Below are 20922 nucleotides of genomic sequence, written 5' to 3'. Positions count from 1 at the left end.
GTGTACCTGGAAACGACTACTCCCGAACGATCGTCGCGCCGGCGGTCGGCCGGCACCGGGAGGGGTCTCACGTGGACGCGCCCTTGTACTTGAGGCCCAGGGTGGAGCCGCCGCTCGCCGCACTGCTGACGGACGGGCCCTTCCTGCACTCGCTCGTCGACGCGCTGGGGTCGCCGCTCAACGTGCTGCTCCCCGAGGCCGTGGCCGCGAACGCCGCCCGCTTCCGTGCCGTCTACCGCCGCCACCGTCTCACCGGGCGGGTGTACTTCGCGCACAAGGCGAACCGGTCCAGCGCCCTGCTGCGGCGACTGGCGGCGGAGGACCCGGCCGCCGTCGGCGTCGACGTCGCCTCCACGGAGGAGCTGAGGCACGCGCTGGGCTGTGGGTTCACCGGCGACCGCATCATGGCCACCGGCCCCAAGGACGCCGCGTTCCTCTGGCTGGCCGCGCGCGTCGGAGCCACGGTCAACCTGGACTCGCCCGGGGAACTGGAACGTCTCTCCGCACTGGTGCGCGCGCACGGGCTCGGCCGCGTCACCGTGCTGGTACGCCTGTCGGGGTTCGAGCACGCCACCGGCCACGGGGGAGCGGGCACCCGGCTGCTCTCCCGGCGCAGCCGCTTCGGCACTCCGGTCCGGGACACGGAAGAGCTGCTGTCGGCGCTCGAACGCAGCACCGACACCGTGGAGTTCGCCGGCGCCGCCTACCACCTCGACACCACGGGCGTGGAGGAGAAGGCACGGGCGCTGGAGCAGTGCGTGCTGTTCATGGACGAATGCCGGGCGCGGGGACTCGCGCCGCGCGCCCTCGACATCGGGGGCGGATTCGGTGTCGGCTACGTCGCCGAGGCGGAGGACTGGGAGCGGTGGACCACCGCGCTGACCGAGGCGGTGCTCGGCGTCCGCCCGCCGTTGACCTGGCGCGGTCACGGATACGGGCTGCGCAACGAGGGCGGCACGGTGCGCGGTGCCGCCGCGCTGTACCCCGCGTACCGCCCCACCGCCGGCCCCGGTTACCTCGACGAGGTCCTCTCCCTGCCCGCGCCGGTGCTGGGCCGCCCGCCCGCCACCCTCCTGCTGGAGCACCTCCACGACCTGTACATCGAACCCGGCCGTTCCCTGGTCGACCAGTGCGGACTGTCGCTCGCCCGCGTGCTGGACGTGCGGCCCGCGGACACGGACGCCGGGCAGTACCTGGTGCACCTCGCGATGAACGCGGGTGACATGAGCCTGGAGGAGCACGGGGTCCTGGTGGACCCCGTCCTGCTTCCGCGCGGCGAAGCGGCGTCGGGCGACGGGGAGCCGGTCGGCGTCTACCTCACCGGCAATCTGTGCCTGGAGGGCGATCTCATCACCCGCCGCCTGGTCTTCCTGCCCCGGTTGCCGCGGGCGGGGGATCTGCTGGCCTTCGCCAACACCGCCGGATACGCCATGGACTTCCACGCCCATCACGCGCAGCGGCAGCCCGTCGCGCGGACGGTGGCGGTGGAGCGGCGGGGCGACTCCTGGCACTGGTGCCCGGACGAGGACTACTGGCCGATCACACCTTTGGGGGGAACACCCGGATGAGGTACGACAGCATCACGGAAGCCATCGGCAACACACCGCTGGTGCGCATCGACCCCGCCGTGCACGGTCTGCGCAACATCGATCTCTACGCCAAGCTGGAGATGCTCAATCCGTTCGGGTCCGTCAAGGACCGGCCCGCCTGGCACATGGCCCGTCCCCACCTGGAGGCTGCCACCGGCCGCGACGGGACGGTCGTGGAGCTCTCCAGCGGCAACACCGCCAAGGCACTGGCCCTGCTGGCCGGCATGCACGGAGCGAGGTTCAAGAGCGTCACCAACCGCATGCGCGTGCCCGAGATCAAGGATCTCCTGCTGCTCATCGGCGCCGAGATCGAGGAACTTCCCGGGCGCAGCGAGTGCCTCGACCCGACCGACACGGACGACCCGCTGACGCACTTCCACCGGGCGCTGTCCGACCCGGGGAGCACGTACCTGCACACCGACCAGTACTTCAACCCGCGCAACGTCGAGGCGCACGCGGAGGGTACCGGTCCCGAGATAGTGAAGGACCTGGACGGCCGGGTGCCGGACTGGTTCGTCGCCTGCGTGGGCACGGCCGGTTCGTCGACCGGTGTCGCCAGGGTCCTGCGTGAGCACGACCCGCGCGTACGGGTGCTCGGCCTGGTCGCCCACAAGTCGGACTTCATACCGGGCATCCGCACCATCGACGAGGTCCACCAGGTGGGCCTGTTCGACCCGGCGACGTACGACACCATCGAGTCGGTCACCTCCGACGAGGCCATCGACGGGATGCTCACCCTGATCCGCCGCTGCGGACTGCTGAGCGGACCGACCGGCGGCGCCGCCTACCAGGGGGCGGTGCGGCACCTGCGGTACGCGGACGCCGAGCTGGACGGGACGGGGCAGCGCCGGACGGCGGTGTTCATCGTGTGCGACCGGGCCGAGAGCTACCTCAGCTATGTGCGTCAGCGACGCCCCGAACTCCTGGGCCGGACGGCCCGCGGGCGCTCCGCGACGGCCGTCACCGACGCCGAGGCCCGTGCGGAGGCCCGCGTCATCGACGTGGCCGACGCCCGTCGCTGGTCCGCCGAGGGCGACCCCCGGCCACTCGTCGTCGACCTGCGCAGTCCGCACGCCTATGCCGCCCTGCACATCGAGGGCTCGGTCAACATCGTCGATGAGGTGTTCGAGGACCTGCTGCGCGGCGGGCTCCCCTTCAGCAAGCGCACTCCCGTGCTGCTGGCCTGTCCCGTGGGCGAGAAGTCACTGCGCTTCGCCGCCGCGCTGACCCGGATGGGCCATCCGGACGTCCGCAGCCTGGCCGGCGGGATCGTCGCCTGGCGGGACGCGGGCGCACCGCTGGTGCGCGAGTGAGCGCGGCGCACCCGCTTCCCGGGGCGGAGCCCGAGGGTCCGCTCTGGCAGCGGGAGGTGAGGGAACAGTTCCCCATCGTCACCGCCCATCCGGAGCTGGCGTACCTCGACAGCGCGGCCACGTCACAGAAGCCACGTGCCGTACTGGAGGCCGTCCAGACGTACCTCACGACGTCGAACGCCAACGCCGGCCGCGGCACCTACCCCTGGGCCAACCGGACCACGGACCTCGTGGAAACGACGCGAGAACGGGTCAAGGAGTTCCTCCACGACCCCGAACCGGGCCGCTCCGCCGTCCACTTCACCAGCGGCACCACCGAGGGCCTGCGTACGGTCGCCCGTGACTGGCTCGTGCCGTACCTCAGGGACGGGGACGAGATCCTCGTGCCGCACGCCGACCACCGGGCCAACCTCGACCCCTGGCTCGAGGCCCGCCGGCTGCTGGCCGAGCGCGGTGTCGAGGTCCGCGTACGGGCGCTGCCGTACCAGGCGGTCTCCGGCGACTACGACCACCGGGCCCTGGCCGACGCCGTCGGCCCGCGGACCCGCTTCGTGGCCGCCACCCATGTCCACCACGTCTACGGCGGCGACATGAACGTGCACCGCATCCGCGAGGCGGTCGGCCCGGACGTGCCGATCTGCCTGGACGCGGCACAGAGCGTCGGCCACCTGCCCGTCCGTCTCGACGGTCCGTCGCTGGACGTGGACTTCGTGGTCTTCTCCGGGCACAAGGCGATGGCCCTGCCCGGATCGGGCGCGGTGTGGGCGCGCAACGCGCGGGGGCCCGTGTTCCGGCCGGGCGGCTGGCAGGGCACGCCCAACACGGTGGGCATCGTGTCGCTGCGGGCCGCGCTCGACTGGCTCGACGCGGCCGGCGTCGAGCGGATCGCGCGCTGGACGACCACACTCACCACCCGGCTGACGGACCGGCTCGTACGACTCGGCCCGTACGAGGTCCTCGGCTGCCCGGCGAGCCTGGCCGCCGACTCCCCCCTGCCCGCGGCCCAGCGTCGCCACGGCATCGTCACCTTCCGCCACCGCGACATCCCGTCCGACGACCTCGGGTTCATCCTCTTCAGCCACGGTTTCATGGTGCGCGCCGACAGCCTCTGCCAGGCCGGCGCCGACGGGCGGGACGGATCCGTACGGGTGAGCCTGCACGTGTACAACACGGCGGAGGAGATCGACCGTCTGCTGACCGTCCTCGCGTCGTTGACGTGAACGGCAACTGATAACCGTTTCCACCTGTAGATTCGTCCGTGTCCACGGACGGACGAGAGACGGATGAGGTGGCGCGGGCGATGGGCGTGAGCATGGGGACGGCCAGGGCGTGGGTGGAGCGCTGGGAACGGCAGCAGGAGCGGTACGCGGTGGACCGCGAGGAGCGGTTCACCGTGATCGCGGACGTCGTCGAGCACGTCACCGCCGGCCGTGCCCGCCCCCTCCTGCTCGACCTGGGGTGCGGGCCCGGCTCCCTGGCCGCCAGGCTCGCCGCCCGTTTCCCGCACGCGGAGATCGTCGCCGCCGACATGGACCCCCTGCTGCTGGAGCTGGGACGCACCCACCACGCCGACGCCGCCCGCTACGTCGACACCGTCATCGGCGAGGAGGGCTGGACCGAGGCCCTGGCACTGGAACGCCCCCTGGACGCCGCCGTCTCGACGACCGCGCTGCACTACCTGCCCGAGCCGGCGCTGCTGCGCACCTACCGCTCCCTCGCGTCCCTGCTCCGCCCCGGCGGCGTCCTCGTCAACGGAGACCACTTCCCGCCGGACGCGGCGCCGTGCGCGGACCTCACCGCCCACGTGGGCCGGCGCAGGGCGGAGCGCACGGGCGGCCGCACCCCGGAGGACTGGCGGTCCTGGTGGGACGCCGCGGCCCGCGACCCCGAACTGGCCGACCTGCTCGACGAACGCGGACGGCGCCGGGCCGTCCATGCCGGGAACGGCGGCGACGAGCGGGTCACGGTGAGCCGCCACGCCGAACTGCTGCGCCGGGCCGGCTTCGCCCACGCCGCGCCGGTCTGGCAGTTCGGCGACAGCACCGTCCTGGTGGCGGTCATGGACGACACGCGCGGACTCCCCGCTCCCGTCAGGACCTGAGGCCGGCAGCGGAGAAAGCCGCGGAGGAGCGTTGCGGAGAACGGGGAGGCCAGGGCATTTCACAGAGCCAGACTCATCAGGATCTCGTCCCGGTCGTCACCGGGCGCCACCCGCAGCGCGCCCGGCCACCTGCCGACCTCCGTCCAGCCCGCCTTGCGGTAGAACTCCTCCAGCCCCAGACCGGACCGTACGGCGAGCTGCAGCCGCTCCAGCCCCATCTCGTCGCGCCCCACGCGCTGGGCGTGCCGCACCAGTGCGGTTCCGACACCCATGCCACGGAAGCGCACATGTGTCTGGACGTGGTTCACCACGCCGCAGTGCGCCACGAGAGGATGCGGCTCGCGGCGAAGCAGCAGCCAGCCCGCGAGCGCGCCGTCCACGGTCGCCAGGAGGAGCCTGCTGTGCTCGGGGGACAGTCCACGAGTGATTCTCCCGACCGCCGGCCGGAGCGCCGCCTCGGTCACCGGCGGGAGCGGGCAGTCCATGGGGACGACGGCCCCTCCGGCGTTGACGACTGCCGTCCAGCACGCGGTGAGGTCCCGCCGGACGGCTGCGGTGGCGTCACGGGGCCTGCTGAGCTGTGCGATCACGGGAGCGGGTGACACCTCAGGCGCTGTCATACCCGGTAGCCTGCCAGGCGCACGCACCTCCGCGTGCGCCGTCCGCCGACCCTGTCAGCGTTCTTCGTACGGGTCCGGCGGCTCCGCGACCTGTACGACGGTCGTGGCCGTCCGGCCCCGTCGCGAGCGGCGCTGTACGAACCGGGCGCGGGTGGCGGGAAGAGGAGCAGGGCGGCGGCGGGCAGCACGAGCAGCCACGCCACCCGAGGGCTTCCCTCGTGCGGGTGGAGGTGTCCGTGCCCCTCCGCGACGGGGTGCGCGCCCCGGCCGGCGGCCTCGACGCCGTACCGTGCCGCTCGCGCGGTCAGCACCGCGCACGCACCAGACCGAGCAGCCCCGGCGACGCCGAGGTTGTTGCCCCTTCTGGGGCGATGTGTCGGCCACGGAAGGTCGGTGCTGGAGGGCCGGCGCGAAAGCCGACCGTGCACACCGGAATCGGTTGGCCGCATTCCCTGACCCGGCAGCGGGAATCGTCATCGGGGACGGTGAGGGAATCCGCCGTCGCCCATGAATGGTGTTCTGTCCTCATGGAGATGAGTGAAGGGGCGACATCCTTGCAACACCGGCCACATCCCGGACACGACCATGCGCACGGCGAGGGCTGTGGGCATGCCGGGGTTCCCCACGGTGACCGCGTGGGCTACGTGCACGACGGTCACCGGCATGCCGCTCACGATGGCCACGGGGACGACCGCTGACTGCTCCACGCAATGCACCCCTCCGTCCAGGGGTGCATTCCGTGTGCCTCCGTGTCGCCTGAGGAAAAGGCTTGTGCGGAACTGAGGGGCCGCTTCTCACCGAGTCGAGTAGGGCAGGAGCGCCATCTCCCGGGCGTTCTTGATCGCCGCGGCGATCTGCCGCTGCTGCTGGGCCGTGACGCGGGTGACGCGGCGGCTGCGGATCTTGCCGCGGTCGGAGATGAACTTCCGCAGCAGATCGGTGTCCTTGTAGTCGATGTACGTGATCCCGGCCGCGTCCAGCGGGTTGGGACGGGACTTGACCGGCTTGCGCGGGCCTTGACGGGGGCTCATGGTGCTCCTTCTGTGATGTGGTGGATGGGGCGCTGTCACGCGACGGGATCGAGCAGAGAGTCGAAGGCGGCCGGCAGTCGCTTCCATGCTTCGGGGCCTGCCGTGTACTCGGCGTCGGTGAGCAGGCAGGACTCCAGCACCCGCGCGAGCCCGTCGCGGTCCAGGCCGGGTGAGGTGAAGACGAGGTGCTGACAGCGGTCGCCGTGCTCGGGGTGCCAGTCCAGTGCGGCGGCCGCTCGGCGCACTGGCGGGACCATCTCCCAGGCGGCGTCCGGCAGGGAGGCGAGCCACGGGCCGGCGCTCTCGACGCACAGCGCTCCGCCCGCGGCGTCCCATGCGAGCAGGGTGTCGGGGCGGTCGGCGAGCCAGAACCGTCCGCGGCTGCGGGCCGCGGCGCAGCAGAGGTCCTCCAGCGCCTGGTAGAGGCGTTCGGGATGGAACGGGCGGTGCCGGCGCCAGACGAAGGTGGTGACGCCTGCCTCGTCGGCTTCCTGGGGGAGCAGGGCGCAGGCCGGGTGCTGGGCTGCGGCGGCGGCTTCGGCGTCGAAGCCGGCGAAGGCCAGCCGGGCGAGTTCCCGGGAGTCGGCGCTCACCTGACGGGCGGTGGGGTGGAGTTGGGTGAGGAGCGCCCGGTCCTCGTCGTCGGCGTCCTCGCTCTCCACGACGGCGAGGACGGGGGCGTACTCCAGTTGTCTGGCCCAGGTGTCGCCGACCGTGCGCTGGTCGCCGGCCGCGGCCGCGAGGCCCGCCTCGGCCAGGTCGTCGCCGTTGCCGAGGCAGGGGAGGACGAGAGCCGGATCGACCGCGGTGATCACGTTGGTGAGCCGGACCGCGTCGCCGCCGTGCCGGACGACGACCTCGGCCATTCCCCTGGGTTCGACGGAGTCCCACAGCTCGACGACGGCCAGCCGGGTGAGGCCGGCGTCGGCGAGCCGTTCCAGCTCGGGGACCAGGTCCTCGCGCAGCGCGCAGCACGCGCAGTCGTTGACCAGCGGGGTCTCGTCTCGGGACAGCTCGCCCGAAGCATCGCGCACCTGACGCAGGACGGTGCCGTCGGCCGCTGTGGACAGGTCGTGATGGAGGGCGACGCTGTCGGGCACCAGGCGCAGGAGGTGCTCCACGACCTGGCGGCGTGCCTCGGAGTGGAGCCCGGCGACGATGACGACGGGGAGTCCGGTTCCGTCCCGCATCAGTTGGCTCCGCGTCGGCCGTACCGGCGCTCGAAGCGCTCGACCCGCCCGGCGGTGTCCAGGACCCGGGCGGTCCCCGTGTAGAAGGGGTGGCTGACGTTCGAGATCTCGACGTCGACCACCGGGTAGGTGTTGCCGTCCTCCCACTCGATCGTCTTGTCACTGGTCATGGTGGAGCGGGTGAGGAAAGCGTAGTTCGCGGCACGGTCGCGGAAGACGACGGGGCCGTAAGCGGGGTGGATTCCGGGCTTCATGGGGCGTCCTCGAGTTCGGGCCGGTGGCGGATCGGCGGGAGGTCAGCGTTCCTCGCGGAAGTCGACGTGGCGCCGGGCGATCGGGTCGTACTTGCGCAGCATCATGCGGTCGGGGTCGTTGCGGCGGTTCTTGCGGGTCACGTACGTGTAGCCGGTTCCCGCGGTGGAGCGGAGCTTGATGATCGGGCGTATCTCGTCGCGTGCCATGAGCGGTACTATATGGGAATGGTTTCCATTACCAAAAACTAGCCGTCCCCGACGAGAGGCAGGTACGACCTTGTCCGCCCACTGCCAACTGACCGGCGCCCAGCCGGGCTTCGGCAACACCATCTCCCACTCGCATCGGCGCACTTCGCGCCGCTTCGACCCCAACATCCAACGCAAGCGCTACTGGCTGCCCAGCGAGGGGCGGTATGTCCGGCTGACGCTCAGCGCGAAGGCGATCAAGACGGTCGACAGCATCGGCATCGAGGCCGCCGTGGCCCGCATCCGCGCCCGAGGGGGGAAGGTCTGATGGCCAAGAAGAGCAAGATCGCGCAGAACGAGAAGCGCAAGGCGGTCGTCGAGCGGTACGCGGCCCGCCGTGCGGAGCTGAAGGAGATCATCCGCCGGCCGTCCTCCACCGACGCCGAGCGCCGGGCCGCACTGGAAGAACTGCGGCGCCAGCCCCGCGACGCGAGCGCTACCCGAGTGCGCAACCGGGACAGCGTGGACGGGCGGCCGCGCGGTCACCTCCGGAAGTTCGGCCTGTCGCGCGTCCGCGTGCGTGAGCAGGCCCACGCCGGCTTCCTGCCCGGGGTCACCAAGTCCTCCTGGTAGTCACGCCGCTCGCGCGACGGGCCCCGGTTCCGGCCGTGCCTCGGCGGAGTCACGGCCGGAACCGGCCGCGGAGCGTGCCTGCGGATGTCAGGGCAGGCGCAGGGGGTTGAGCCGGTGACCCTCGGCCCGGGGGAGCCGCTGCGCGGCGACGGCGGACACCATCTGCTGGTGGGGGAGCGACAACTGCGCCGTCAGGTCCTCGGGCGGACCGGTGAGGGTGGCGTGCTGTTCCTGAGTGCCGAAGAAACCGGGGCCGGCGGTGCCCAGGCCGGCAGGGCGCCCGCGAAGCGGTCGGCGATGAGGTCGATGAGCCCGCGCACATCGAGTCCGGGCAGGCAGGGCGATACGGCCCCCGCGACGAACAGGTACTTCGCGGCGCAGCGCGGTGATCAGCTTGCTGAACTGACGCGTGCCCGGCCCGGTGAACGGGGCTGTCCATGACGGCTCGGACGCAGTGATCACACCAGCCACAACGAGATGGTCCCAAGGATCGACGGCATGGCACGATGACCGCCATGTCAGGTCAGGTCTGGGTGTCACTCATATCGTTGGGCGGCGTCGTCCTCGGCGGCTTGTTGTCCTACCTTGTGCAGCACAGGACTCAGCTCTCGGCGGAACGTGCTGAACAGCAACGACAGCAGAACGCCTTGTCGGAGGCCCGGCGTGCGGAACGGCTCGCGTTGCTGGAGCGGTTCATCGAGGTGGCGGCCGAGGCCGAACGCTCCGCCTTCAGCCGGCCTTCCGAGTGGGAGGACACCGACGCCTGGTTCCTCAGGACCCAGGACGTCATGAACAGGCTGTGGGTCGCGGAGCGGCTCATCCGTATCCAGTTCCCGCTGCCCGTGCACGACGCGGCACGCGCGTACTTCCTCGACCTCAACCGGACGGTGTGGGAAGGCTTGCCTGACGGCGAGAGCGTGCGGGACCACCTGGAGAACAACCGGCTGGCCTTTCTGGACGCGGCCCGCGCGGTCATGGGGTAGCGCACCGCCGACCCTGGAGGTCCTTTGCGGGTCAGCCCCTGGCCGGCGGTCCGCCGCTACGCAGCCGTGCTGCTTCGGCCTCTCGAGTTCATGGAACTGCGGGCGCCTCCTCCCTGCCCGGGAGATCGTGATGACGAGGGCTGCGGCGACGACGGCGCGGCCGGTGGCGTCGGGGTCGCGCCACCGGTCCCGGAAGGGGGTGCGGCCGAGGCCGACGCCATCGGCGACGCCCAGGTCACTGTCGGCACCGGCCGTTTCCCGCCATCGCGCGCCAGGTCCCACGGCAGCGGCGGCGGAGGCGACTACGGCGTAGTCGCCGTCGGGGTGCGCGCCTGGCCGGAGTCCGGCTGTGCCGTCGCGGCGAACGCCGCCCGGTACGCGGTGGGCGTCGTGCCCAGGACGCGCCGGAAGTGCAGCCGCAGATTGGAGGGGCTGCCCAGGCCGCATCGGTCGGCGATGTGGTCGACGGCGAGTCCGGTGGTCTCCAGCAGTTCCCGGGCACGGTCGAGCCGGGCGGCGAGCAGCCACTGCAGGGGTGTCGTGCCGGTCTCGGTGACGAACCGCCGGGCGAAGGTCCGCGGCGCCATGTGCGCGTGTGCGGCGAGCCGTGGGACCGTCAGTGGTTCGTGCAGGCGGGCCAGCGCCCAGGCCCGGGTGGGCGCGAGGGTGACGCCGGGTTCTTCGGGGGTCAACGGCCTTTTGATGTACTGCGCCTGCCCGCCGTCGCGGTGGGGCGCCGAGACCAGGGTGCGCGCCACCTGGTTCGCCGTCCACGCGCCCAGGTCACGTCGCACCAAGTGCAGGCACAGGTCGATGCCGGCGGCGACGCCTGCCGAGGTCAGCACCTGTCCCTCGTCGACATAGAGCACGCGAGGATCCACCGACACCGTCGGGTACCGCGCGGCCAGTTCGTCGGCGTACTTCCAGTGGGTGGTGGCCTTGCGGCCGTCCAGGATCCCGGCTGCCGCCAGTGCGAAGGCGCCGGTGCAGATGGACACCAGTCGCCGGCCCCGGGTGTGGGCCTCGGCCAGTGCCGCGAGCACGTCCTCCGGGAGCTCCCGGAGGTGCGGTGCGTACCCCGGGACGATGACGGTGTCCGCCTCGCGTACGGCCTCCAGCCCGGCGGCCACCGTGACCGCGAAGCCCGCGGCGGTCGTGACCGGCCGCGCGGTCCGTCCGCACAGGGTCAGCCGGTAGGGGTCCCCGGGTACGGCGATGAAGACCTGGGCCGGGATGCCCAGGTCCAGGGGCAGTACGTCGTCCATGACCAGCACCGCCACTCGATGCGGTGCGGCAGGGGTGGCAGCTTCCTCGCGCATAATGGCAAGTCTGCCACTTTCAGCGGTAGTTGGCGCGAACGATCGTTTGTGCCATGACCGATGTGACGACCACCGGCGTACCGCCGCTGCCCGACTCGCCCGTCGCCCGCCGCGCGCTGGCCCTGGTACGCGAGACGGAGTCCACCGCGACCGCCAACCACAGCGTCCGCAGCGCTCTGTTCGCCCGCCTCCGCGCCGACCACGAAGGTGCGGAGGCGGGACGTGACTACGATCCGGAACTGCTGTTCCTGGCCTGCGTCCTGCACGACATCGGCCTGACGCAGGCGGGCGACCGCCACCAGCGGTTCGAGGTGGACGGCGCCGACACGGCCGCGGAGTTCCTCACCGCGCAGGGCCTGCCGGCCGCCGACGTCGACGCCGTGTGGGAGGCCATCGCCCTGCACACGACACCGGGCATCGCCGAGCGCCGCGGCACCCTGTGCGCCCTGGTGCACCAGGGCACCGGCATGGACTTCGGCCTGGACACCGATTGCGTGGACGACGCCACCGGCGCCGCGATCCACGCCCGCTACCCGCGGCTGTCCATGGCCACCACCCTCGTCGACGAGATCACCGCTCAGGCCCGCAACCGCCCGGAGAAAGCCCCGCCCTTCACCCTCGCGTCCGAACTCCTGCGAGAGAGGTCCGTGCCGCCGCACAGGACCCGCATGGAGACCATGGCCGACGCCGCACGCTGGGGCAACTGACCATGACCACGTACGGAATCCTGCTGTTCGACTCGGCGCAGGAACGCGACTTCACCGGCCCGTGGGAGGTGTTCACCACCTCCTCCGGACTGCGGGGCGGCGCGGACGACGTCCTGCTCGTCGCCGAGCGTTCCGCGCCCGTCCGGTGCTCCCAGGGCATGCGGGTGCTGCCGGACCACGGACTCGATGACCACCCGCCGCTGGACGTCGTCCTCGTACCGGGCGGTCGCGGCGCCCGGGAGGCCGAGACCCGCAAGGAGCGGATCACCGGGTGGCTCACCGATACCGCCGCGCGCGCCACCTGGGTGCTCGGCGTCTGCACCGGGACCTTCCTGCTGCACGCCGCCGGACCGGCCCGGTCCCGCCGGGTCGCCACCCACTGGCAGTACGAGGACGCGCTCGAGGAGCGCGGTGACGTCACCGTCGTACGCGACGCCCGCTATGTCGTCGACGGCAGTCTCCTCACCAGCCGGGGCGTCTCCGCCGGCATCGACAGCGCCCTGTGGCTCGTCGGCCACCTGCACGGACGCGAGCACGCCCGCGCCGTGCGCCGTGCCCTCCAGTACGACTCGGCTCCTCCCCGCCCGGCGGACGAACCCGTCCCCCTGTCCCCGGCCGACCGAGAAACGGAGTACCGACCGACATGAACCGCCGGACCCTCCTGCACGCCACCACCGCTCTCGGGACCGCGACACTGATGGCCGGGGGCGCCGTGACCCGGGCCGACGCCGCCGAGCCCGAGGCCCCCGGACGCGACCGGCCCCTGCGCGTCCACGTGGTCATGTTCGACGGCGTGGAGGAACTCGACTTCTCCGCCCCGTACGAGGTGTTCTCCGCCTCCGGCTACTTCACCGACCGGGAAGTGGAGACCCGCTACGTGACGCTCGACGGTCCGCGTACCGTCAGGGCGTCCTACGGCACCCGACTACGTGTCGACCACGGGTGGGCCCCCGAGCAGGCGGACGTCCTGGTGGTTCCCGGCGGCGGCTACGCACGCCGCGAGGATCCCGGCGTGTGGGCCGAGATCCGGCGAGGCTCACTGCCACGGGCCCTGGCCGCCGCGACCCGCCCGGGCCTGACCGTCAGCGCGCTGTGCACCGGCGTGATGCTGCTCGCCGCCGCCGGGCTGACCGCGGGGCGCCCGTGCACCACGCATCACCGGGCGCGGGCCGACCTGGAGCGGCAGGGCGGCGTGCTGAAGAACGCCCGCGTGGTCGACGACGGCGACCTGGTCACCGCCGGCGGGGTCACCTCCGGGCTGGACCTCGCCCTGTGGCTGGTGCGCCGGGAACTCGGCGCGGACGCCGCGGTCGGTCTGGAGGAGATGCTCGAGTACGAGGCACGCGGCACGGTGTGGACCGCGTGAAGCGGTCGGTGAACGGGCTCCTCCGATGCCTCCTCCTCACATCGGCCCCCTCGGCTCGGCGGCCGGCCTCGCCACCCCGACCGCCCTGATGGCAGCCACCGGCCGTGGCGCCCCACTGGGCGTGCTGGTCAGCGGCCCCCAGGCCCTGGAAGGGCTGCAGCACATCGACGCCGTGGTCCTCGACAGGACCGGCACCCTGACCTCCGGGCACATGAGCGTCGCCCGGGTCACGGCCGCACCCGGCGGCATCGGCGAGGAACAGGCGGTCAGGCTCGCGGGCACGGTCGAACAGGGCTCCGAGCACCCGCTGGGCCAGACCGTCACGGCCTACGCCCGGCGCGCCGCACCGGGCGGGAGGCTGCCGGACGTGACCGGCTTCGCGGCACTGCCGGGACGCGGCGTGCGCGGGAACGTCGAAGGACCACTCGTGGAGGTACTGACTGGCCCCGGGCGACGAGCTGCGCACCTCTGGACGACGCACTGTCCGCAGTCGAGACGTCCGCCCACACGCCCGTCGTGGTCCGCGTCGACGGTATGACCGAGGCGCTCATCGAGGTCGGAGACGTACTGCGGCCGGCCAGCTACCGGGCCGTGGACCGGCTGCGACGCCTGGGCGTACGGCCGGTGCTGGCCACCGGAGACCGTGAGGCACCCGCCCGCGCCGTCGCCACCGCCCTGGCATCGACGACGTACACGCCCGCTGCACCCCGAGGACAAGACCCGGCTCGTCCGCGAACCACGGGAAGAGGGCTACCGGGTCGCCGTCGTCGGCCGCTCCGCCACGCGCTGTCAGGCGGTGACCGTCTCGGCCACCTCGTACCCGGCTTCAGTGACGGCCGCGCGGACCAGGGCGTCGCGGGCCCGGCGCATCGTCAGGTGAGTCAGCACCTGGTCAGCACGAGTCCGCACGCATTCCGGGACGGGCGTTCGGGTCGGTGCCTGGTCGTCCATGGTGCGACGGTCTGGACCGAACGGAAGCCGGCGGGGTGTGGACTGCGTAACGGCGAGACTCGGGCGGTGAACATCAACAATCTGGTGGCCGAGGACGTGTACCGGGTGCATGAGCAGGTCCACTCCAACGCGCACCGGCCGGCGAAGCTGAAGCACCGCAAGGTGGGGAAGTTCCGGGAGGTGCCGCTGCCTCGCTCGGTCCGGGAGGCGATCGAACGGCATGAGAAGAAGCACGGCACGACGAGGGAGGGGTATCTGCTGCGGGGCCGAGCGGGTACTACACGGAGCCGATGGAACGCCGGCGCGTCCGCGCACTCTTCGAGAAGCTGCCCGTGGTGGACGGGATGGGGATGTACGGCTTCCGGCACCAGTGGAGGACATCCGCGCAACCCGCCCCGACCGAAGGACCACTCCTCATGGACATCCGCCACCAGGTGGACGCCGCACCCGTACTCGCATCCTCGACGGTGTCGATCTGCGCGTCCCGGCCGGGTCCGTGTTCGCCCTCCCGCATATTGATCAGAAACTCATAGGGTTCTCGTCCAGGGTGTAACGGACGGTGGGGCCGCCGAAGTAGCCGCAGACGATGTGCGGTTGCCGCTGGCGTCTGCGGAAGAATCGGCGCGTCTCGGCGGCGAGTTCGGTTTGATCGCGGGCCCGGTGCTGCTTGGGCAAGCTGTGCTTGAGGTCGGCGTTGACCAGCTCATCAGGGTTGAGCTCGGGCGAGTACGGCGGCAAGAAGTGCAGCTCGACGTCGTCGGGGTGGGCGGCGAGCCAGGCGCGAACCTTCCTGGAGCGGTGGGCGGAGTGCCCGTCGACCACGAGATGGACCTTGTGGTCGAAGTGGCCGGCGAGCCGGTCCAGGAAGCGGCACATCACCTCGGCGGTGAAGTGCTCGGCGAAGACCATGAAGTGCATCCGGCCCCTGGTGCTGATCGCCGACATGGCGTTCACCGAGAACCGGTTCCCGCTCCGCCGCACCACGGGCGTCCTGCCCTTCTCACCCCAGGTACGGCCGGTGACCTGGTCGGAGCGGATGCCGACCTGGTCGGCGAAGAGGATCTCGCCGCCGTCCTTCTTCGCCCGCGCACGGATCTTCGGCCAGGTCTCCTCGTGTCAGCGCCGGACAGCCTGCGGGTCCTGCTCGACGGCCCGCTTGTCCGGCCGCTGGAACGACAGTCCCCACCGCTTGAGGTACTTGCCCACCCCCGGCTCGGTCAGCCGCACCCGGTACAGCTTCGCGATCAGCTCACCCACCAGCCGCCGCGTCCACAACTGCCCGCTCAGCCCCACGTCACAGGGCCGATGATCCAGGACGGCCTGCCGCACGGCGGCCTGCTCGGCCTCGTCCAGCACCTGATGCACACCCACCGGCTTGCCCCGCGGCCGCATGACCAACGACTCCCGGCCACCGGCCTGCCACTTCGCCCACCAGCCGTCCACCGCCTTCAGCGACACCCCGAACACCGCCGCGACGTCCTCACGGTCCCGCCCCGCCACCAACGCGGCCACTGCCCGCAACCGCAGGGCCTCCTGCGCCGACGGCGACAGATGCCGCGCGTCCCCCACCAGATCGCTCACACACCACCAACGACCCAGAACCCGAACCGTTTCGGATCAATAGGTGCGGGAGTCCTTGATCAGGTCGTCGCAGAAGACGGCGACATCCGTGCCGATCAGTTCCAGTGGATCTTCCGCCGAAATGTACAAGCCCGCTGGTCAGTGGGGGTGTGCTGGTGCTCGCCTCGGTTTCCCGGGCGGACGTCCGGTGTGACCTGACCGCTGACGTGAACAGCGTAGCGGATCGGGGCGGAGCAGTGGTGCGGAGTGCGGGAACTGGGGGTATTGCGAAGGGCTTGACCTGCTGTTTCCACGCAGGACCGGCAGGTGTTCCTCTCGGTGCGGGGTGCGGGGTGCGGGGTGCGGGGTGCGGGGTGCGGGCCGTAGGTGCCGGGGCGCGTCGGCCGAGGAGGCTTGGTGGCCTCGGACTCCCGCTCCCTCCCGGCTTTGGAGGTGCGGTCACCTCGCCGGGTGCGCCGACGCGCCGAGAGGCCGCCCGGCGTGTGCCCCGAACGGCTACCCCGATCGGGATGCCTTCCGGCTCTCCGTTGTAGCCAGTCGAACGATCTACCGCCTCCTTCCCTCGCATGGTGAAGATTGAATGCCCGATCGGACGACGTCGTGACAGTTGGCAAGGTAAAAGGAAGGTCCCATGAGCCTGCCGCAGCATTGGTGGAGCGCAAGTCGGAGTTATGTATCGGAGATCCTCTCGCTGTTCGCAGCCACGCCGAATCAGGATGTCGTTCATTGGCGCGGTAAAGCGTTCTCCGGTGGCGAAATTGTCCGGTCCGTCACGGATGCATTCCTTGCGCTGCGCGACCGTGGAGTGGGCAAGGGGGATGTGGTGGCGATATTCGTCGCACCCAACAGCCCCGAGATGCTCACCGTGCGGTACGCGACCCATCTGCTCGGCGGCGCCGTGTGTTATCTGCGAACCACCAATCCGGGTACCAGGACAACGGTACTTCCGCTGGATCACCAGATGCAGATCCTGCGCGAAACCGATGCGGTGACCCTCTATGCCGACGCGGAGTGCTCGGAGCGCGCGACCGAGCTGGCCGAGGCCTGTGGGCTTCCTCTTACGCGCGTTCAGGACGGGGGACGCGGGGAGGCCGGCCTGGCCGAGGGTATGGGTGCCCCGGAGCTCGCGTCATGGGATCCGCAGGCGCTGGCCTTCATCGGCTTCACGAGTGGCAGCACCGGCCGGCCCAAGGGCATCCGGCTGTCGGGCCGCGCGTGGGAAGCCACGGTACGTGCGTGGATGGATGTCGGTCGTGAATACGACTGTGCGTCGATCCTGGTGACGACCCCGCTGAGTCACGGCGTCGCCGCGATGGTGGACGCGGTCTTCGCGCTGGACGGAGCGCTCCATCTCCATGAGAGCTTCGATGCGGAAAAGTTCGTGGACACCGTCTCCGCCGAGAAGGAGATCTCGTGGACGTTCATGGCGACGAACCACGTGTTCCAGGTCATGGACCATCTGGCTGGGCGAGGAATTCGTGACACTGCCGATCTGGAAGCCGCGGGCCTGTCCTCGCTGAAGCGGATCGTCTACGGCGGCAGCCCTGCGGCACCCGCGCGCATCGCACAGGCTTTTCAGCTGTTCGGCCCTGCCATGGCGCAGGGTTACGCCACGAGTGAGAGCGGCCGGATCACGATCCTGACTCCTCTGGAGCACGGTGACCCGGAACTCGCGGCCACGGTCGGCCGGCCCTTTCCCGAGGTGGAGGTCGCCGTCTGCAACTCGAATACCGGCGCGCAGTTGGCGCCGGGGGAGATCGGCGAGGTCCGTGTCCGCTCGCCTCAGATGATGGACGGCTACAACGGAAACCCGGAATTGACTGCACAGGTCATTCGGGACGGCTGGTATTTCACCGGTGATATCGGGTGCCTCGACGAGCGGGGCTATCTGACTCTCCTGGGGCGGGTGGCCCACGTCATCAAGGTCGGCGGCGTCAAGGTTCATCCCATCGTTCTCGAGGCGGAAATCCTCTCCCACCCCGGAGTTCTGCACGCGGCCGTCTACGGCGTGCAGGACGAGGATGGAAGCGATCACATCCACGCCGCTGTCGAATGCGACCCGGCCGAGGTGGTCGACGTGGAAGACATCCGTACTCGGATCGCTGAGAGGCTTTCTCCGATTCACGTGCCCGAGAAAGTACACGTCCTGAGCGCTCTGCCGATGAACAGCAACGGCAAGCCCGACAAGGTGCTCCTGAAGTCCCAGTATTCCTAGACCGTGAAACCTTCGGTTCGCAGGTCAATCCGACCACTACGTCGAGAAGGCGAGTGAATGAACGTTCACCTGGCATCATATCTGAGTGGGACCACCGCCGGCGATCTCGCCGGAAGCAAGCGGGAGTTCCTGGAGATCGGCCGGCGTTCCGGTGATTACCCCATGGCCACTGCGCGGCGCGACGGGGTGGATTCGGAAGTAAGCGTCTGGTGCAGCAACGACTACCTGGGAATGGGTCAGAACAGCCAGGCCATCGCCGCCATGCACGCCGCGATAGGCACCCATGGTGTGGGCTCCGGAGGTTCCCGGAACATCGGCGGGACCAACCACTACCACGTCCTTCTCGAAAATGAGCTGGCGGATCTGCACGGCAAGGAATCCGCTCTCCTCTTCACCTCGGGATACACCGCCAACGAGGGCTCCCTCAGCGTGCTGGCGGGGCTGCCGGAAGACACCGTCGTGTTCTCCGACGCGAAGAACCACGCCTCGATCATCGACGGCCTCCGGCACAGCGGCGCGAAGAAGCACATCTTCAGGCACAACGACGTCGCCCACCTGGAAGAACTGATTGCGGCTGCTCCCGCCGACTGCCCGAAGCTCATCGTCGTGGAATCGGTCTATTCCATGTCGGGCAACGTCGCGGCGCTCGCCGAGATCGCCGACATCGCGGACAAGTACGGTGCCACCACCTTCATCGACGAGGTCCACGCGGTCGGCATGTACGGACCGCAGGGCGCCGGAATCGCCGCGCAGGAAGGCATCGCAGACCGGTTCACGGTCGTGATGGGTACCTTGGCGAAGGGGTACGGGACGGTCGGCGGCTACATCGCGGGCCCGGCGGCCCTCGTGGACGCGGTGCGGACCTACTCGCGCTCGTTCGTCTTCACCACCTCGCCGCCGCCGGCGGTCGCGGCTGCCGCGCTGGCGTCGGTCCAGTACCTGCGGTCCTCCGATGCCGAGCGGAAGGCCCTCGCGGCGAACGCGCGGCTGCTGCACAGCCTTCTGATCGCGGCCGACATCCCGTTCATCTCGACGGACTCCCACATCGTCGCGGCCTTCGTCGGTGACGACGAACTGTGCAAGCGGGCGTCCCGGCTGCTGTTCGAGCAGCACGGGATCTACGTCCAGTCCATCAACGCCCCCAGCGTGCCCGCGGGCGAGGAGATCCTGCGGATCGCTCCGTCCGCCGTGCACGAGCAGAAGGATGTCGAGACCTTCGCCGACGCCCTGCACGGGATCTGGAAGGAACTGGACATCCCGACCGCGAGTGCACGGGAGTGGGCCACGTCCGGTCTCCGGGGTCGCGGCGCCCGCACCGCCGGATGACCATGTCCGTCGCAGGCGTACTCGCCGGCGCGGCGGCGTGGCGACCCGACCACCCGGCCGTGATCCAGGGCTCCGAGCGTGTCACCTACGGGTGGCTGTGGGACCAGGCACGTCGCTACGCCGCCGTACTGCGGGCCGAAGGGGTGCGGCCGGGAGACGCGGTCGCCATGCTCCTGGCCGACACCCCGCGGTTCCCCATCGTGTACTTCGGCGTGCTAGCGGCCGACGCCGTCGTGGTCCCGCTGAACGTCATGTCGACCCCCTCGGAGATCGATCACGTACTGACCGATGCCGACGCCCGTTTCCTGGTGTGCGACGCCCCCCTGCTCGCCGGGGCGAGAGAGGCGGCGGAGCCGCTCGGCACGGTGCTCCTGACCGTCGGGCCGGGCCCCGAGGGCACGGTCGACCTGGAGAGCGCGGCACAGGACACGGCGCCGATCGACGATGCCGCGGTGCGGGAAGCCGACGACGTCGCGGTCGTGTTCTACACGTCCGGCACGACGGGTGAGCCGAAAGGGGTGATGCTCACCCATCGGAACATCCTGCACAACGTCGAGAGGATGGTCACCACTCCGTACATGTTCCGGAGTGACGACGTGTTGCTCGGCTGTCTGCCGCTGTCGCACGGCTTCGGTCAGATCTGCGGCATGCTGACCGGCTTCCGCGCCGGTATCTCCATCGTCCTGATGCCGAGGTTCTCCGGGCGGGAGGCACTCGTGCTGATGACGGAATACCGGTGCACGGTGTTCATGGGCGTACCGACCATGTACGTCAAGCTGCTCGACGCGGTGGCGCGGGGTGAGCAGGCCCCTCGGCTCGACCGCGTGTACAGCGGAGGATCGGCGCTCCCGGTGAAGACCCTCGAAGAGGTCCGGAGCACGTTCGGATGTCCTGTGTACGAGGGCTACGGGATGACCGAGACCTCGTGCAGCGTGGCCTATCACTATCCGGGCGTGACGTTCCGCCCCGGAACGGTCGGTGTTCCCATCACCGGCGTCACGGTCGGTATAGCCCGGCCGAACACCGACAGGATCGATCTCCTGCCGGCCGGCGAGGTGGGCGAGATCGTGGTGCGCGGTCCGAACGTCATGGCCGGATATCTCGGTCGCCCGGACATCACCGCCGAGGTCCTGACCGACGGTTGGTTCCTCACCGGTGATCTCGGGACGCTGGACGGTGACGGTTACCTCTCGGTCGTGGGCCGGAAGAAGGACCTGATTCTCCGCGGTGGCTACAACGTCTATCCGCGTGAGATCGAGGAGATCCTCGCCGGGCATCCGGCCGTCGCGCAGGTGGCGGTCATCGGTGTCCCGCACCCGGAACTCGGTGAAGAGGTCTGGGCGGTTGTCGTGCCTGTCCGGCCGGAGGACATCACCGCCGGAACGGATGCCGAGATCATCGAATGGGGCAGACAGCGCCTTTCCGCGTACAAATACCCACGGCGCGTCGAGTTCACCGACGCCCTCCCGTTGGGATCCAGCGGAAAAGTCCTCAAACGGATGCTGGTCGCGGCCTACGAGCCGGCCGGCTCGTCGTCGCAGACGAAATAGAAGCACA

The 20922-nt window shown here is 70.5% G+C and carries 22 protein-coding genes and 2 pseudogenes; 14 read left to right on the top strand and 10 right to left on the bottom strand.

Annotated features, from left to right (window positions below):
- Positions 1–71 precede the first annotated feature (71 nt).
- The 4 genes from C1708_RS03345 (at position 72) to C1708_RS03330 (ending at position 5003) form a co-directional block, all read left to right on the top strand.
- Complete coding sequence (locus tag C1708_RS03345; protein WP_241911144.1) at positions 72–1568, top strand: Y4yA family PLP-dependent enzyme; 1497 nt, start codon at positions 72–74, stop codon at positions 1566–1568.
- A complete protein-coding gene (locus C1708_RS03340; RefSeq protein ID WP_106411218.1) occupies positions 1565–2902 on the top strand; it encodes a pyridoxal-phosphate dependent enzyme in 1338 nt (445 codons plus the stop codon). Before C1708_RS03345 ends, C1708_RS03340 begins: the two co-directional genes overlap by 4 nt.
- The gene (locus tag C1708_RS03335) at positions 2899–4122 is read left to right on the top strand and encodes an aminotransferase class V-fold PLP-dependent enzyme (RefSeq protein ID WP_106411217.1); all 1224 of its coding nucleotides are present in this window, start codon (positions 2899–2901) and stop codon (positions 4120–4122) included. Before C1708_RS03340 ends, C1708_RS03335 begins: the two co-directional genes overlap by 4 nt.
- A gap of 80 nt (positions 4123–4202) precedes the next feature.
- Positions 4203–5003 carry a class I SAM-dependent methyltransferase gene (locus tag C1708_RS03330; RefSeq protein WP_106411216.1) on the top strand — a complete coding sequence of 267 codons (801 nt, stop codon included), beginning with the start codon at positions 4203–4205 and terminating at the stop codon, positions 5001–5003.
- 59 nt (positions 5004–5062) lie between these two features.
- Here the strand turns inward: C1708_RS03330 and C1708_RS03325 are convergent, their stop codons facing one another.
- From C1708_RS03325 to rpmG, 5 genes are all read right to left on the bottom strand, one after another.
- Positions 5063–5623, bottom strand: coding sequence for a GNAT family N-acetyltransferase (locus C1708_RS03325; RefSeq protein ID WP_106411215.1), 561 nt, complete (start codon positions 5621–5623; stop codon positions 5063–5065).
- A 794-nt stretch (positions 5624–6417) separates the two neighbouring features.
- Positions 6418–6654, bottom strand: coding sequence for a 30S ribosomal protein S18 (gene rpsR / locus C1708_RS03310; protein ID WP_106411213.1), 237 nt, complete (start codon positions 6652–6654; stop codon positions 6418–6420).
- Positions 6655–6689: 35 nt separating this feature from the next.
- Positions 6690–7844, bottom strand: coding sequence for a CobW family GTP-binding protein (locus C1708_RS03305; RefSeq protein ID WP_106411212.1), 1155 nt, complete (start codon positions 7842–7844; stop codon positions 6690–6692).
- A complete protein-coding gene (locus C1708_RS03300; protein ID WP_106411211.1) occupies positions 7844–8098 on the bottom strand; it encodes a type B 50S ribosomal protein L31 in 255 nt (84 codons plus the stop codon). Before C1708_RS03300 ends, C1708_RS03305 begins: the two co-directional genes overlap by 1 nt.
- Positions 8099–8140: 42 nt before the next feature.
- Positions 8141–8305 (bottom strand): 50S ribosomal protein L33, encoded by a 165-nt coding sequence (rpmG, locus tag C1708_RS03295; RefSeq protein WP_106411210.1) that lies wholly within the window; start codon positions 8303–8305, stop codon positions 8141–8143.
- A 70-nt stretch (positions 8306–8375) separates the two neighbouring features.
- Between rpmG and rpmB the strand changes: the two genes are divergently transcribed.
- Together rpmB and rpsN are read left to right on the top strand one after the other, a co-directional pair.
- Entirely contained in the window at positions 8376–8612 is a 237-nt protein-coding gene (rpmB, locus tag C1708_RS03290) for a 50S ribosomal protein L28 (RefSeq protein WP_030833456.1), read from the top strand.
- Positions 8612–8917: a 30S ribosomal protein S14 gene (gene rpsN / locus C1708_RS03285; protein WP_106411209.1), complete on the top strand. Its 306-nt coding sequence runs from the start codon at positions 8612–8614 to the stop codon at positions 8915–8917. The genes rpmB and rpsN overlap by 1 nt, the downstream gene beginning before the upstream one ends.
- Positions 8918–9286: 369 nt before the next feature.
- Here the strand turns inward: rpsN and C1708_RS03280 are convergent.
- Positions 9287–9388 (bottom strand): annotated as a pseudogene (locus C1708_RS03280) (IS5/IS1182 family transposase); the annotation flags it as partial.
- A gap of 35 nt (positions 9389–9423) precedes the next feature.
- Here C1708_RS03280 and C1708_RS03275 point away from each other — a divergent pair.
- On the top strand, positions 9424–9900 hold the full coding sequence (locus tag C1708_RS03275; protein ID WP_106411208.1) for a hypothetical protein: 477 nt from the start codon (positions 9424–9426) through the stop codon (positions 9898–9900).
- 302 nt (positions 9901–10202) lie between these two features.
- Here C1708_RS03275 and C1708_RS03265 read toward each other — a convergent pair whose 3' ends face one another.
- Positions 10203–11219, bottom strand: a complete 1017-nt coding sequence (locus tag C1708_RS03265) for a GlxA family transcriptional regulator (RefSeq protein WP_106411207.1) — start codon at positions 11217–11219, stop codon at positions 10203–10205.
- Positions 11220–11272: 53 nt separating this feature from the next.
- Here C1708_RS03265 and C1708_RS03260 point away from each other — a divergent pair, with 53 nt between their 5' ends.
- From C1708_RS03260 to C1708_RS03245, 4 genes and pseudogenes are all read left to right on the top strand, one after another.
- Positions 11273–11926, top strand: a complete 654-nt coding sequence (locus tag C1708_RS03260; RefSeq protein ID WP_106411206.1) for an HD domain-containing protein — start codon at positions 11273–11275, stop codon at positions 11924–11926.
- 2 nt (positions 11927–11928) lie between these two features.
- A complete protein-coding gene (locus C1708_RS03255) occupies positions 11929–12573 on the top strand; it encodes a DJ-1/PfpI family protein (RefSeq protein ID WP_106411205.1) in 645 nt (214 codons plus the stop codon).
- Positions 12570–13292, top strand: a complete 723-nt coding sequence (locus tag C1708_RS03250; RefSeq protein WP_106411204.1) for a DJ-1/PfpI family protein — start codon at positions 12570–12572, stop codon at positions 13290–13292. The genes C1708_RS03255 and C1708_RS03250 overlap by 4 nt, the downstream gene beginning before the upstream one ends.
- A gap of 58 nt (positions 13293–13350) precedes the next feature.
- Positions 13351–14064, top strand: a pseudogene (locus C1708_RS03245) (HAD family hydrolase); the annotation flags it as partial.
- Between the two features lie 17 nt (positions 14065–14081).
- Here C1708_RS03245 and C1708_RS34300 read toward each other — a convergent pair.
- The 3 genes from C1708_RS34300 to C1708_RS36050 form a co-directional block, all read right to left on the bottom strand.
- The gene (locus tag C1708_RS34300; protein ID WP_198602770.1) at positions 14082–14243 is read right to left on the bottom strand and encodes a hypothetical protein; all 162 of its coding nucleotides are present in this window, start codon (positions 14241–14243) and stop codon (positions 14082–14084) included.
- Positions 14244–14762: 519 nt separating this feature from the next.
- Positions 14763–15305: an IS630 family transposase gene (locus C1708_RS36055; protein ID WP_241911411.1), complete on the bottom strand. Its 543-nt coding sequence runs from the start codon at positions 15303–15305 to the stop codon at positions 14763–14765.
- Positions 15306–15359: 54 nt separating this feature from the next.
- Positions 15360–15824, bottom strand: a complete 465-nt coding sequence (locus C1708_RS36050) for a winged helix-turn-helix domain-containing protein (RefSeq protein WP_106411202.1) — start codon at positions 15822–15824, stop codon at positions 15360–15362.
- 631 nt (positions 15825–16455) lie between these two features.
- Here C1708_RS36050 and C1708_RS03225 point away from each other — a divergent pair.
- From C1708_RS03225 to C1708_RS03215, 3 genes are read left to right on the top strand one after another with little or no spacing between them, the layout of a single operon-like run.
- Positions 16456–18039, top strand: a complete 1584-nt coding sequence (locus C1708_RS03225; RefSeq protein ID WP_106411201.1) for a class I adenylate-forming enzyme family protein — start codon at positions 16456–16458, stop codon at positions 18037–18039.
- A gap of 57 nt (positions 18040–18096) precedes the next feature.
- On the top strand, positions 18097–19365 hold the full coding sequence (hemA, locus tag C1708_RS03220; RefSeq protein ID WP_106411200.1) for a 5-aminolevulinate synthase: 1269 nt from the start codon (positions 18097–18099) through the stop codon (positions 19363–19365).
- Positions 19362–20915, top strand: coding sequence for a long-chain-fatty-acid--CoA ligase (locus C1708_RS03215; RefSeq protein ID WP_106416128.1), 1554 nt, complete (start codon positions 19362–19364; stop codon positions 20913–20915). The genes hemA and C1708_RS03215 overlap by 4 nt, the downstream gene beginning before the upstream one ends.
- Positions 20916–20922 lie beyond the last annotated feature (7 nt).

The sequence above is a fragment of the Streptomyces sp. DH-12 genome, assembly GCF_002899455.1.
In the GTDB taxonomy this organism is placed as follows: Bacteria; Actinomycetota; Actinomycetes; order Streptomycetales; family Streptomycetaceae; genus Streptomyces.
Note: the sequence above shows the minus strand (reverse complement) of the source record. Positions and strands in the feature narration are given on the sequence as shown.

Excerpts from the sequence above, each read along its gene's own strand:
- C1708_RS03340 (WP_106411218.1), top strand. The coding sequence starts at position 1,565 with ATGAGGTACGACAGCATCACGGAAGCCATCGGCAACACACCGCTGGTG.
- C1708_RS03330 (WP_106411216.1), top strand. The coding sequence starts at position 4,203 with ATGGGCGTGAGCATGGGGACGGCCAGGGCGTGGGTGGAGCGCTGGGAA.
- C1708_RS03325 (WP_106411215.1), bottom strand. The coding sequence starts at position 5,623 with ATGACAGCGCCTGAGGTGTCACCCGCTCCCGTGATCGCACAGCTCAGC.
- rpsR (WP_106411213.1), bottom strand. The coding sequence starts at position 6,654 with ATGAGCCCCCGTCAAGGCCCGCGCAAGCCGGTCAAGTCCCGTCCCAAC.
- C1708_RS03305 (WP_106411212.1), bottom strand. The coding sequence starts at position 7,844 with ATGCGGGACGGAACCGGACTCCCCGTCGTCATCGTCGCCGGGCTCCAC.
- C1708_RS03300 (WP_106411211.1), bottom strand. The coding sequence starts at position 8,098 with ATGAAGCCCGGAATCCACCCCGCTTACGGCCCCGTCGTCTTCCGCGAC.
- rpmG (WP_106411210.1), bottom strand. The coding sequence starts at position 8,305 with ATGGCACGCGACGAGATACGCCCGATCATCAAGCTCCGCTCCACCGCG.
- rpsN (WP_106411209.1), top strand. The coding sequence starts at position 8,612 with ATGGCCAAGAAGAGCAAGATCGCGCAGAACGAGAAGCGCAAGGCGGTC.
- C1708_RS03275 (WP_106411208.1), top strand. The coding sequence starts at position 9,424 with ATGACCGCCATGTCAGGTCAGGTCTGGGTGTCACTCATATCGTTGGGC.
- C1708_RS03265 (WP_106411207.1), bottom strand. The coding sequence starts at position 11,219 with ATGCGCGAGGAAGCTGCCACCCCTGCCGCACCGCATCGAGTGGCGGTG.
- C1708_RS03260 (WP_106411206.1), top strand. The coding sequence starts at position 11,273 with ATGACCGATGTGACGACCACCGGCGTACCGCCGCTGCCCGACTCGCCC.
- C1708_RS03255 (WP_106411205.1), top strand. The coding sequence starts at position 11,929 with ATGACCACGTACGGAATCCTGCTGTTCGACTCGGCGCAGGAACGCGAC.
- C1708_RS03250 (WP_106411204.1), top strand. The coding sequence starts at position 12,570 with ATGAACCGCCGGACCCTCCTGCACGCCACCACCGCTCTCGGGACCGCG.
- C1708_RS34300 (WP_198602770.1), bottom strand. The coding sequence starts at position 14,243 with ATGGACGACCAGGCACCGACCCGAACGCCCGTCCCGGAATGCGTGCGG.
- C1708_RS03225 (WP_106411201.1), top strand. The coding sequence starts at position 16,456 with ATGAGCCTGCCGCAGCATTGGTGGAGCGCAAGTCGGAGTTATGTATCG.
- hemA (WP_106411200.1), top strand. The coding sequence starts at position 18,097 with ATGAACGTTCACCTGGCATCATATCTGAGTGGGACCACCGCCGGCGAT.
- C1708_RS03215 (WP_106416128.1), top strand. The coding sequence starts at position 19,362 with ATGACCATGTCCGTCGCAGGCGTACTCGCCGGCGCGGCGGCGTGGCGA.